Genomic DNA, 12,195 nt, shown 5'->3' with positions numbered 1-12,195 from the left:
AAAACAATGATATTATGGAATTGGAATTAGAACCGCTCAAACTGCCAAGTGATAACAAACGCCCTTTCGTCATGGCAGGCCCCTGCTCTGCCGAGACAGAAGAACAAGTGATGACCACCGCGATGCAACTCGCAGCCAAAGGCTGTAAGATGTTCAGAGCCGGAGTGTGGAAACCGCGCACCAAGCCGGGAGGTTTCGAGGGAAACGGAGAAGCCGCCCTGCCTTGGATGAAGGCCGTGAGAGAACAGACCGGAATGCTCATAGCCACAGAGGTAGCCACGCCAGAGCATGTTGAACTGGCTATGAAATACGGCATCGACATACTGTGGGTGGGAGCACGCACGTCTGCCAACCCGTTTGCCATGCAGGCACTGGCCGACGCCCTCAGGGGAGCCGACGTGCCGGTATTCGTCAAAAACCCCGTAAACCCCGACCTTGAACTGTGGATTGGGGCCATGGAGCGCATCAACCAGGCCGGCATCAAGCGCATGGCGGCCATACACCGCGGTTTTTCGAGCTATGACAAGAAGATATACCGCAACCTGCCCATGTGGCAGATACCCATCGAACTGCACAGACGCATGCCAGACCTGCCCATCATCTGCGACCCGAGCCACATCGGCGGCAGCCGCGAACTGATTGCCCCGCTGTGCCAGCAGGCCATGGATCTCGGTTTCGATGGACTGATAGTGGAAAGCCACTGCGAGCCGGACAAGGCATGGAGCGACGCCAAACAGCAGGTCACACCGGATGTGCTCGACTATATCCTCAGCCTCATCGTGGTGCGTGACGAAACCGTGAGCACAGAAGGTATCGGCCAGTTGCGTAAGCAGATAGACGAGATAGACAACCAACTGATGGATCTTCTGTCAAAGCGCATGCGGGTATGCCGTGAGATCGGACAGTACAAGAAAGAGCACAACATGACAATCCTGCAATCGGCGCGCTACAGCGAGATACTCGAAAAACGCGGCGCTCAGGGCACACTGTGCGGCATGGGTGCCGACTTTGTGGCAAAAGTGTTCGAGAACATACACGAGGAGTCGGTAAAACAGCAACTTGAAATCATCAACAAATGAGAATACTGGTATTGGGAGCGGGTAAGATGGGAAGCTTCTTCCTCGACCTGCTCAGTTTCGACCACGAGACGGCCGTGTACGACAAAGATCCTAAACGGATGCGGTTCACCTACAACTGCCGGCGAATGACATCGCTCGGCGAGGTGGGCGACTTCCGCCCCGAGCTTGTCATCAACGCCGTGACATTGAAATACACCATAACGGCGTTTGAAGAGGTCATGCCCTACCTGCCGCCCGAGTGCATCGTCAGCGACATATCGTCCGTAAAAACAGGACTGCACGAGTACTATAAGCAGTGCGGCCATCCTTTCGTGTCGACACACCCTATGTTTGGCCCTACATTCGCCAACCTGCAACAGTTGAGCGAGGAGAACGCGATAATCATAAGTCAGGGAGACTACATGGGGCGCATCTTCTTCAAAGACCTGTACAGCCGGCTCGACCTGAACATTTACGAGTACACCTTCGATGAGCACGACCGCACCGTGGCCTACTCGCTGAGCATCCCGTTCGTGAGCACATTCGTGTTCGCCGCCGTGATGAAGCATCAGGATGCGCCCGGCACCACGTTCAAGCGGCACATGAAGATAGCCAAAGGGGTGCTCAACGAAGACGACTATCTGCTGCAAGAAATCCTCTTCAACCCCTATACCGGCGAACAGGTGGCACAGATACGCAACGAACTTAAAGAGTTGCTTGGCATCATCGACCGGAAAGACGCTGCCGGCATCAAAGCCTATCTCACGAAAATAAGAAGCAACGTGAGGCGGGACATAGACAGCATAAAATAGAATGCCTGTAATAATAAAGTCACAAAAAAAACGCCTCTCGTTTTTCATGAAATAGAGAAACGAAATATATATACAAGGCGATACAACAACGGTTGCTTTACGAGAATAAGGGTTCGTAAAGCGGCCGTTTTTGCATTAGGCATCCCGTTGCGCCGCATTTAGCACGCCGTTGTAGTGCGTTTAGCGTCCCGTTACAAGACAACGGGTAGCCCAATGCAGAGCAACGGGACGCTAAACGCACTACAACGGGGTATCAATCGGCAAAGGACAAAAAGCCGCACAAAGTGCATTTAGCCTATATCGTTGATTATCAATAAATTACTTAAAACCACAAAATACTCGAAAATTTCGAGATACAGGATTGATTTTTCAAAATTTTCGAGTATTCTGAGGTGTTTTGTAAATATTGTTCACAATGACATATCTATTTTTTCGTGGATATGTGTATAGTCTTGGTGACCGACGGTATCTGCCTGTCAGTCGTCGTACCGCAACCCTTATAGTAGTTCATCGCCTCAGGCATCCACTCCTGTATGCTTGCCACACGCTTCGAATCGCTCGGGTGATCGCTGAAAAGCGATGACGAACCTCCGCCGGAAACCGAAGACATGCGCTGCCAGAAAGATACAGCCACACGAGGATCATAACCGGCCATGGCGGCGAAAATGATACCGAGACGGTCGGCCTCACTCTCCTGCTTACGCGAATAGGCGGCCGAACCGAGAGTGGCACCGAGACCGAAAGCCGTAGCGCCGAGTTGTTGAAGTCCGTCGCTCGCACCCGAACCGGAAAGCACCGATCCGAGAATCTGACCGCCATATTGCTGACGCACCTGATTGCTGAGACGCTCGGCCGAATGCTTTGCCACGGCGTGCGCTATCTCATGACCGAGCACAATGGCAAGCGAAGCCTCATCGCCCGTGACGGGCAGCAATCCCTCGTAGACCACTATTTTGCCTCCGGGCATACAAAAAGCGTTCACGTTCTTGTCTTGCACAAGATTGAACTCCCACTTATACTGAGATACCTCGCTACCAAGCCCATTGGCATTGAGGTAAGCCACCACGGCGGAAGCAAGGCGCTGCCCCACCCGCTTCACCATAGCCGTATTTGCGGCGTTGACCGACGGACGGGCTGTCTTCATGTACTCCTGATACTGCTGGTTGCTCAGACTGAGCACCTGCTCGTCGTTCACGAGCAGATGTTGCTTGCGGCCGGTAATGGGCACCGTACTCGTGGTACCGCAGCTTGCCAGAACGGCGGCAAAGACGACCGTCAGAATAAATCTTGTTTTTCTCATTTTCCGTTATGATTTAATACTAATTTGATTATATCCGCCATATTACCAACATTCATCACACCCTTATAAGAACCGACCCGCCGCCACTACAATCTATCTGCACGGCATATACTCCTGGCGAAAGAGGAGGCAACGCAATGTCGGTGGCAGCCCCCTCAACTGTTGTTACCACACTGCCGAAAACCTGCCGTCCCGAAAGGGCATACACCCGGACTGACACCTCGGCTGGTCGCAGACCGCTGAAATCAAGCCTGAGCCTACCGGCGGAATACTCCACAGAGACGCGGCTCGGACTGTCAGTGCCAAGACCGTCTACAGAAGTGAGCCCGAGCAGATGCAACAGACCGGCATGCACGTCTATCTCGCCATAGCCGTACTCATTGTCCGGATAGTGAGCCGAGGCGTAACGCCGACGGCTCGTGCTCCTGATAACGTCCATCACATCGGCGGGCGTGAGCGTGGGAACGGCTTGAAGCCACAAAGCCACCGCACCGGCCACAACGGGTGCGGCCATTGACGTGCCGGTATCTGCCGCCCAAGCGTAGCGGCGACCGCCGAAATCAAAAAATTCCACGCATGAGTTTATATCGCTCGCATCAGGATTTTTCTCTATATAAAAACTGCTGTAAGACGATATCACATTGTTGCCGGGAGCCACCACATCGGGTTTCACCGCACCGTCGGCCACCGGTCCCATCGACGAGTAGGCCGCACGCTCACCCGGGGCAAGTCCTGCATCGTTGGTGTATATCCACTCTCCGCGACTGTTCCTGAAACCGGGACGGTGCATGGTGGCTCCCACCGTTATCAGGCCAGGGTAGCACCCGGGAGCGAGAATGTTGTGCCCCGGCTCGGCATCGGAAAGCGAAGGGTCGGCCTGCCCGTTGATGAAAACGGCATTTGATACGGCCCGCAAGGATGCCTCGGCCTGACAGCCGCCGATGATTAAGGCCATGGGTACATCAGAACCGATGGGAACGGCCGAGCGAACGGTTATCGAATATACGGTATCTCCGGCATATACAGCCGAATGATAGCGTTGCACTTCAATGTCTACAGACTGTCCCGATGACGGAAAATCACCATGGAACGACACTACCGAGCCTTCGATGCAGTCGGCGGAACTTATCGTCACGGTATCCCTCGACACCCCATAGCCCACAAGACTGATTGTGAACGGAGAGTCGGACAAAGCACGGAACGAGGCCATGCGGTCGCCGCAGACCACAAACGAGCCGGCCGACTGTTTTCCGGCTGGCTTTGGCAAGTGCCTGATATATAAGGACTCGTTGCCGGCGGAAGTCACAATGATATGTCCCTGACCGCAAATACGGTTGAGATACTCACAGAAAAGACTGTCTTCCGAGTCGAAACCGGGACTATATCCTTCGCTGAACGAGATCACGCATGGCATATCCATACTGTCGGCATAGTCGAAAATATACTTGAAACCAAGTGCGTCCGTAGCCGTGGTATACTTGTATATGTCAGCGGAGTCTATCAGTTCGATATCCTTGGTGACGGCATTGCTCACGGCACAGATATCGCTTTCAAACGCGATACCGCGGTAACGGCCGCCCGCTCCCGAGCCTGCGGCAATGCCGAGAGTATGGGTTCCGTGGGAAAGCAACGCAGCATCGGTAGAACACTGTTTGCCCAAAATCTCGTCCTTGCCACGATAATCACGCCCCACGGGAAACACGCTGCCGACAGTATCACGGTCTATCTGGTCCCAAAATGCCCCTATGCGATAATCAGTAAAGTCGGAATTATAGAATGTAGGATGGGTAAGGTCAAAACCAACATCCATTATTCCCATGACAACGCCTCTGCCGGTGAAAGCCTGTGGAAGGGAAACACCGGAATGGGAAATGTCGGCCGAAGTGATTGCGGCAGTTGTATCTGTGGTAATCCATGCTGACGATGAGGCCTCGATACGGCTCACAGACTTGGCACCAGCCACAGAGTCGAGGTTTGAAAGCGGTATTCCGACTATGAAAATATCTTCCCGGCGGTCGTAAACGGTACATCCGTTAGCGCAGAAAACACTGTCGGCTGCTGCGGGATCTACCCTCACGAAAACACATATAAGCCCCGGCCTGTTATCTATAAGACCATGACGGATATGCGGAACCGCACGTGAGGCGGCAAGACGCACAAGGCATGACATCTTTTGCCGGTCTCCGGCATACACGGAAGACAGGCATGCCATAAAGGCTATGGCAGGAAACATCGCTTTCGCACAAAACATTTTTAATGTCATAGAAACATACATACATTAATATAATGTGCAAAAGAAAGAAAAAAAAGCGAGAAAAACAAAAAATAAAGCCGCGAATGCCGCCGATGTCCACGAAGGAAATGACTGCTTCGTGATTATCGGCCGCATTCGCGGTACTTGTATATGCTGTCAAGAGAGCATGTCTCTTGAATATTGATATCAGTCTTTCAAGCCTCTGTTTTCAAGCGTAGTATTGAGCAGAAGCTCGTAAGTGTGCATCTGTGCGGGTGTAAGCACATAAGCCATATACTTCAAATCCTTAGCGACAGCCTCCTTGACAAGAGTCTTACGGTCATCATTGTGAGCCTGAGAAGCTATCATCATCTCACCGCAAAACGTGCGGTGAATATTACTTACTGTTTCCATCTGGTCGGTAGTAAGACCGAGCACGCCTCCGAGTTTACGCATGTTCACACTCATATCATAGGTATTGACAACCGCAACATTCTCTGTGTTCTCATTCTCGGCAAATACTGTTGTCATACTCAATACAGCCACTACCATTAAAAAAAATCTTTTCATCTTTGTTACCCTTTCTTTTCTTTACGTTAAACAATCTTTTTACCTTAAAAGTCACTTTGAGAATAATTCTCTTTAACCTAAATCCAATAATTCAAATGTGTTATCCTTTTGTCTTTTTGACAGTGCAAAGTTACGACGGTTTAATATACCTGCAATACTTTTTTGCCACTGTTTGCGCACACAGTAGGCTTTTGTTGACGTAAATCAAAGAAACAATCATTTTAAAAATGATTATCTGTCTTTAGCCGTTAAACCAGTTACCACTATCGGCCTTATGCTAAAAATCACTGTGTTTCAGCCTTAAATACAGTTTTATATGCCGCTGCAAGCATAAAAAGTATTATCTTTGCAGGAAGAAAAGAAATACAAAAAGAATTATGGAAAAACAGATAAATAAGTACATTGCCGTGGATTATAAATTGTACACGGCAGAAAACGGAGAGAGCGAACTGGTGGAAGAGACAACAAAGGAACGTCCGTTCCAGTTTATCAGCGGCTTCGGCATCACGCTTGAAGCATTCGAGAAAAACATCTCGGAACTGGCAAAGGGCGATACCTTCGACTTCACACTGACAAAAGAAGAGGCTTACGGCGACTTCGAACAGGAACGTGTTCTCGACCTCGAACGCGAAATGTTCTGCATCAACGGTCATTTCGACCATGAACACATATTCAAAGACGCCATAGTTCCCCTGCAAAACGAAGACGGCAACAGATTCTACGGTCGTGTGATGAGTGTGGACGAGAATAAGGTGAAAATGGATTTGAACCACCCTCTTGCAGGAAAATCGCTCAACTTCAAAGGCACCATACTTGAGAACCGGGAAGCAACGAACAGCGAGATACAAGGTATGATAAACCGACTGAGCGGAGAAGGATGCGGTTGCGGATGCGGAGACTGTGAAGGCGGATGCGGCGGTGAATGCGGGGAGCATCACGACCATGATTGCGGATGCGGCCACTGCCATTAACCAAACATAATGAACGACATGAACACATTCGGTAAGATATTCACGCTGACCACATTCGGCGAAAGCCACGGTGAGGCGATCGGAGGGGTGATAGACGGTATGCCGGCAGGAATAGAGGTCGACACGGACTTCATCCAACATGAACTCAACCGCAGACGCCCGGGGCAGAGCGACATTACAACAGGACGAAAGGAAGAGGACAAAGTGGAAATTCTCAGCGGTGTGTTCGAAGGAAAGACGACCGGTTGCCCCATAGGCTTTATCGTTCGCAACACCAATCAGCACTCGCACGACTACGACAACATGCGTGACGTGTTCAGGCCGTCACACGCCGACTATACATATCATAATAAATACGGGATACGTGATCACCGCGGCGGCGGACGCTCATCGGCACGAGTAACAATAAGTCGCTGCGTGGCTGGAGCGTTCGCAAAGCTCGCTTTGACGCAGATTGGCATCAGCATTCAGGCTTATACCTCGCAGGTAGGCGACATATCCATCGACAAGGACTATCGGAAACACGACCTGTCGAAGACCGAGACAAATGCGGTGCGTTGTCCCGATAAAGACGCCGCCGCACGAATGGAACGATTGATAAAGGACGTTAAGGCGGACGGAGACACCATTGGAGGAATCATCACATGCGTGATTAAAGGTTGCCCGTCCGGACTCGGAGAGCCGGAAGCCGGAAAGCTTCACGCAGCTCTCGGTGCGGCAATGCTCGGAATAAATGCCGTCAAGGGATTCGAATATGGCGAAGGGTTCGACTGCGTGGCATCGCGCGGCTCGCAACAGAACGACATATTCACAACCGAAGACGGCCAAATAAAGACCGGTACCAACCGAAGCGGAGGAATACAGGGCGGCATAAGCAACGGGGCAGACATTTATTTCAGAGTGGCTTTCAAACCCGTCGCCACACTGTTGATGAAACAAGATACTGTAAGCATCGGCGGAGAAAGCACTACATTGACTGCCCGCGGCAGACATGACCCGTGTGTTCTTCCGAGAGCGGTACCGATAGTGGAAGCCATGGCAGCAATTACTATTTTAGATTACTATTTGCTTCATAAAGCGGTAAAAACATCATAAAAAAGCGTTTAAACATAAAAAAGCAGCAAAAATCTTTGCTGCTTTTATTTTAAAAGCGTATCTTTGTATCGCTATTGAGGGTTTGTGAAAATCGTTAATAGTTTTAGTTAAGTCTAGTTTAGTTTTTGTGTTGGTTGGAGGCAGTCGGTTGACTGCCTCCATTTTTATACCATCGATTTTCAACTCACTTAAGTCATGAAGCGGATGTGACCACTCGATAAATATAGGGGGCTTACGCATATAGTTTGGCTCACCGGATTGGGTCCACCCGATAAATGTAGCGTGGACAGTCAGCCATTGGCAAGAACACATAATTTCAACAATAACCATAATCAAAAAAATGGTATTGTCATTATCGTATAAGCAGTGACGGGGACACAGGATACAAAATAAAAAGCGGAGATACAAGTGCCAGTGATTAGATTGTCATCACCATGCGTCTTGTATCTCCGCTTTTTATTGTAATTCTACCGATTGCGACCGCTCAGACCATTATCAGTCATTTACAGCCTTTATTTACCGGCATTTCAAAATGCTCATACAATTTATTTATTCACGTACTTCTTTCCGTTTTGTATATATAATCCTTTGGATACATCGCCTGTGCGACGGCCGCTAAGATCATATTTGGGTGCGTTTTTGTCGCTGTCAGCCTTCACTCCATCAACTGATGATGTCTTGTTATTGCGGACATAAATCTTTCCTGTCACGAGAAGTTCATGAGTGTCCCAATGCTGAGTTCCGGAAGGAGTCTCAGGCTGGATGGTCTTAAATCCGGTACCGCTTACGGTCGTTCCTGTAAGGTCGAAGATTGTGAACACCTGGTCATCGGCTATATCCTCTGCCTCATTCAGATTGAGATTAAGCACGGCATCGTTGACCTCGAATTGCTTGCCGACCTTAATCTTGTTAGCCCTTGCCGTCTCACCGTCCGAATACAACGGTATCTCAACTATACCGCCGGCATTTACCGTGCATCCGCCCGTGAGCTTCAATGTCTCGTTATTTATCAGGGTATCACCGGCATATACAGTCGCACCCTCGGCAACAGTAACTTTTCCGGCAACAGTTCCCTTACCTTTCAATACCGCCTCAGCCGCAACAGACACAGCACCTGTACCAGAGTTGTTGCCATTGACAATAAGCGCCCCTCCGTTTACTTTCGTGGTTCCCTTGTAGTCGTTAGCTCCGGTAAGGCGCCAGTCGCCTGTTCCTACCTTTACTATATTCACTGTACCTGAATATGCGGATCCGCCTGGAGACCAGTTGTTTATCTTTCCGGCAAAAGTCTCGTGCGTATTAGCGCTTCCTATTGTCCAGGTGGTCTTTACATTCCTCGTATTCTTTCCACCTGCACCGCCAAGATATGTTCCGCTCGTACCGGACAGACCGCCGAGTGACATGTTTGTCTCCGTTGTATTCCAACTTCCTATACGTGCATTACCAGTCAATGTGACTACATAAGAGAAATTAGCTACACCCTTATTGTAAAGCAACAGGGAGCCTTCTTTCTCCGATGACACACCGTTCGCAATCAGGCGACCGGTAAAGTCTTTCCATTCCGAACTTATATATTCGCGAAGATACGGTATATTAAGCTGTAATTCGCCGCTACCGGTCACATTGCTCTTGATATAACAATTGCGGTTGGGGCTGAACTGAGACTTCGTTCCCTCTTTCACTTCAATGGGGAATGAGTATGTCTCATCTCCTTTCGACTCTCCTTTGGTCTTCAAATGACCGCCGGCCATCACGAGTTTGGACGAAGAACCGATACCGGCCTTTGTTATTTCTGTTGTGCTGAGATACATTGTACATCCATTTAGGATAGTGGCACCTTTATAACCGAAGAATTTAGGTGTGCTGATAGTGAGCTGTCCCTCGCCGCCGAGAGCGAAATCACCGTCGCCTTCAAACGTTCCGCTGACAGTGACAGTAGCAGTCTTGTTTGCAATGTTCAGCTCGGTCTCACGGTTTATCTTGGCCGCACGATTTGTGGCGGTCGATGTTCCGGTATACTTATAAGTACCTCCGTCGAACAACCAGTTTTGCGCGAACTCCACGCTTGCGCCTATCGCGCTCGGCTCACCGCCGTTTTTCAGTGTGTTGAACTCCAATACACCGCCATGCAGCACGGTAGCACCCTTATAGTTATTGACAGTATTGAGTGCCAATGTGCCATTACCGGCCTTGTTCACCGATGTGGACGCTCCACCGATAGAGCCCGTTCCGCTGATTGTAAGGTCCGCATCGCCTTTAACCACGACCGCGGCAGGTTCCACTGAGTTGTCGAGTGTCACCACAGCATCTTCCGCCATATCGAAAAGCACGGTCTTACCGTCGGCAAAAACATCGCTACCGCCGTTCCATCCCTGGGTAGTGAAATCCCATGAAGCCACTTTCTTGTCCCAAGTCAGATCAGGTTCATAAGTGTCTATGTCTATAACACCCACTTCGAGAGGACGTGTCGTCATTTTAATCTCCGGAGTATATTCTGATGTCTTGTCGCCGGCAAAAGCGCGCAGACGTACAATATACTGTGTACCCGGCTCCAATCCTGTGATTGTATAAGAGCTAACATTAGCCTCGGTACGACCTACTTCTACGAAGTTGTCGCCCTGCTTTATCTCTATTGCGAACCCTTCTTCCTCATAAGTATAATCGCGCCAGTCTATCTTCAACGTCGTAGTGGTGGCTGTATTCAGTTCCACGCACATCGGAACGCGCAGGAAATAGTCGCGGTCTTCTACGGTGATGCTGTTGATATAGTTCTCAATATTGGTATATCCGTTTGCCGCTTTCACCATGGCGTCGTTCTTGTTCGGGTCTGTTCCGTTGGCAATCTCCCACTCGTCGGGCATTCCATCGCCGTCAGTATCCACCCGTTTCTCGCCGCCCCACACTTTCCATGTGTCGGGAGCGCCATATATAAGAGTCTCTTCATTGGATATGAGCGCGCCTTTCTTGCCGAATGACATCACCTCGTCTATCATGTAATAGTCGGCATAGTCACGGTAAGGCAGAGACGCACCTACCGTGGGCAAGAGGTTCTCGACGAGTGAATTACCTGGGAACTTTTCAAGTTCGGGATAGTCATAAGGCTTAGACTGACGGTCGGACGCAGAATAATCCGTCACGATTGTCGGGTCGAACACACCGTCCATATTACGGTCTTGCCAATTGTCGTCGCCATAGAAATGGAAATTTGAGTTACCGCCCGTGAAAGCCGCCCCGCCCTTTGCCGGACCGTTCATGAAGAGGTTGCTCTCGATGTTGCAGTACGACTGCCCATCAGAGTCGCCTCCCATGATATAGGCTGCATTCGACCAGTTATACACAAGGTTGTTGACATACTGGTTAACGCCTTTCACCTTATTATTACGTGTAGCGTTGTCGCAATACAGGTTGCGGTAGAGCGTGATGTTGTTGCTCTGCATCAGTCCGCCGGCAGAGTGGTCCATGAGTCCCTGCCCCATGATAGAGTTCGAGATTGTAATGTTCTCCGGGTTTGCGCCCTTACCGTCGGGATTGATGGAGAAGGTCTCGTCGCATCCCCATGAGAACGAGCAATGGTCGAAAATCATGTTCGTACCGTTTGCTATTCCGGCAGCATCCTTACCGGAGTCACCCTTGCGTCCCATGCGGAAACGCATGTGGCGGACAATTATGTTGCTCGCGCCCGAGAACGAGACACCGTTTCCATAAACGGTAATTCCCTCGCCCGGCGCCGTCTGGCCTGCAACATAGAGATTGTTCTTGAACACGATACGGCTGCTGATTTTTATCACTCCGGCAACGTCGAACACGATTATTCGGTTCGGCTGGCTCACAGCGTCGCGGAGCGAACCGGTGCCGCTGTCGTTAAGATTGGTCACGTGATAGACCGTGCCATTGCGTCCGCCGGTGGCAAAACGTCCCCATCCTTGCGCTCCGGGGAACGCCAACTGCTGTGCGTCGACGCTCAGCGTGCTTCCTGCAAGCAGCAAGCACAACATCATTTTTGTCTTAGTTTTCATTATATAAATAGTTTACATGTTAATAGTTCAATTTACAAATATACTTATTTTCGACTATACATACTTTATCACAGACATTTATTGATGACTTACATCAAATATTTATGGAAAGAGAAAGTCACCCGGCAATATACCGTACA

General features: G+C 50.0%; 9 protein-coding genes. 4 read left to right on the top strand and 5 right to left on the bottom strand.

The genetic code is table 11. The features are described from left to right. The first annotated feature begins 14 nt into the window (after positions 1 to 14). Both HPS53_RS05585 and HPS53_RS05580 read left to right on the top strand, forming a co-directional pair. Complete coding sequence (locus HPS53_RS05585) at positions 15 to 1,079, top strand: bifunctional 3-deoxy-7-phosphoheptulonate synthase/chorismate mutase type II (protein ID WP_104368347.1); 1,065 nt, start codon at positions 15 to 17, stop codon at positions 1,077 to 1,079. Further along, positions 1,076 to 1,870 (top strand): prephenate dehydrogenase/arogenate dehydrogenase family protein, encoded by a 795-nt coding sequence (locus HPS53_RS05580; RefSeq protein ID WP_172204962.1) that lies wholly within the window; start codon positions 1,076 to 1,078, stop codon positions 1,868 to 1,870. Before HPS53_RS05585 ends, HPS53_RS05580 begins: the two co-directional genes overlap by 4 nt. A 424-nt stretch (positions 1,871 to 2,294) precedes the next feature. Here the strand turns inward: HPS53_RS05580 and HPS53_RS05575 are convergent, their stop codons facing one another. From HPS53_RS05575 to HPS53_RS05565, 3 genes are all read right to left on the bottom strand, one after another. Further along, positions 2,295 to 3,170 carry a M48 family metallopeptidase gene (locus HPS53_RS05575; RefSeq protein ID WP_104368822.1) on the bottom strand — a complete coding sequence of 292 codons (876 nt, stop codon included), beginning with the start codon at positions 3,168 to 3,170 and terminating at the stop codon, positions 2,295 to 2,297. Between the two features lie 55 nt (positions 3,171 to 3,225). After that, positions 3,226 to 5,433 carry a S8 family serine peptidase gene (locus HPS53_RS05570; protein WP_216651891.1) on the bottom strand — a complete coding sequence of 736 codons (2,208 nt, stop codon included), beginning with the start codon at positions 5,431 to 5,433 and terminating at the stop codon, positions 3,226 to 3,228. A 177-nt stretch (positions 5,434 to 5,610) separates the two neighbouring features. Beyond that, complete coding sequence (locus tag HPS53_RS05565) at positions 5,611 to 5,973, bottom strand: hypothetical protein (protein WP_104368820.1); 363 nt, start codon at positions 5,971 to 5,973, stop codon at positions 5,611 to 5,613. A gap of 377 nt (positions 5,974 to 6,350) precedes the next feature. Here HPS53_RS05565 and HPS53_RS05560 point away from each other — a divergent pair, with 377 nt between their 5' ends. After that, positions 6,351 to 6,944 (top strand): peptidylprolyl isomerase, encoded by a 594-nt coding sequence (locus tag HPS53_RS05560; RefSeq protein WP_172204956.1) that lies wholly within the window; start codon positions 6,351 to 6,353, stop codon positions 6,942 to 6,944. Positions 6,945 to 6,953: 9 nt separating this feature from the next. After that, positions 6,954 to 8,039, top strand: a complete 1,086-nt coding sequence (gene aroC / locus HPS53_RS05555; RefSeq protein WP_253942827.1) for a chorismate synthase — start codon at positions 6,954 to 6,956, stop codon at positions 8,037 to 8,039. Here the strand turns inward: aroC and HPS53_RS05550 are convergent. Both HPS53_RS05550 and HPS53_RS05545 read right to left on the bottom strand, forming a co-directional pair. After that, a complete protein-coding gene (locus tag HPS53_RS05550; RefSeq protein ID WP_172204950.1) occupies positions 8,034 to 8,369 on the bottom strand; it encodes a hypothetical protein in 336 nt (111 codons plus the stop codon). The genes aroC and HPS53_RS05550 overlap by 6 nt on opposite strands. A gap of 215 nt (positions 8,370 to 8,584) precedes the next feature. Next, complete coding sequence (locus HPS53_RS05545; RefSeq protein WP_172204947.1) at positions 8,585 to 12,055, bottom strand: autotransporter-associated beta strand repeat-containing protein; 3,471 nt, start codon at positions 12,053 to 12,055, stop codon at positions 8,585 to 8,587. Positions 12,056 to 12,195 lie beyond the last annotated feature (140 nt).

Origin of the sequence: Prevotella sp. PTAC (assembly GCF_013166535.1) — a bacterium.
Classification (GTDB): domain Bacteria; phylum Bacteroidota; class Bacteroidia; order Bacteroidales; family Bacteroidaceae; genus Prevotella.
Note: the sequence above shows the minus strand (reverse complement) of the source record. Positions and strands in the feature narration are given on the sequence as shown.

Coding starts and splice junctions, on each gene's coding strand:
- HPS53_RS05585 (WP_104368347.1), top strand. CDS start 15: ATGGAATTGGAATTAGAACCGCTCAAACTGCCAAGTGATAACAAACGC.
- HPS53_RS05580 (WP_172204962.1), top strand. CDS start 1,076: ATGAGAATACTGGTATTGGGAGCGGGTAAGATGGGAAGCTTCTTCCTC.
- HPS53_RS05575 (WP_104368822.1), bottom strand. CDS start 3,170: ATGAGAAAAACAAGATTTATTCTGACGGTCGTCTTTGCCGCCGTTCTG.
- HPS53_RS05570 (WP_216651891.1), bottom strand. CDS start 5,433: ATGACATTAAAAATGTTTTGTGCGAAAGCGATGTTTCCTGCCATAGCC.
- HPS53_RS05565 (WP_104368820.1), bottom strand. CDS start 5,973: ATGAAAAGATTTTTTTTAATGGTAGTGGCTGTATTGAGTATGACAACA.
- HPS53_RS05560 (WP_172204956.1), top strand. CDS start 6,351: ATGGAAAAACAGATAAATAAGTACATTGCCGTGGATTATAAATTGTAC.
- aroC (WP_253942827.1), top strand. CDS start 6,954: ATGAACGACATGAACACATTCGGTAAGATATTCACGCTGACCACATTC.
- HPS53_RS05550 (WP_172204950.1), bottom strand. CDS start 8,369: ATGGTTATTGTTGAAATTATGTGTTCTTGCCAATGGCTGACTGTCCAC.
- HPS53_RS05545 (WP_172204947.1), bottom strand. CDS start 12,055: ATGAAAACTAAGACAAAAATGATGTTGTGCTTGCTGCTTGCAGGAAGC.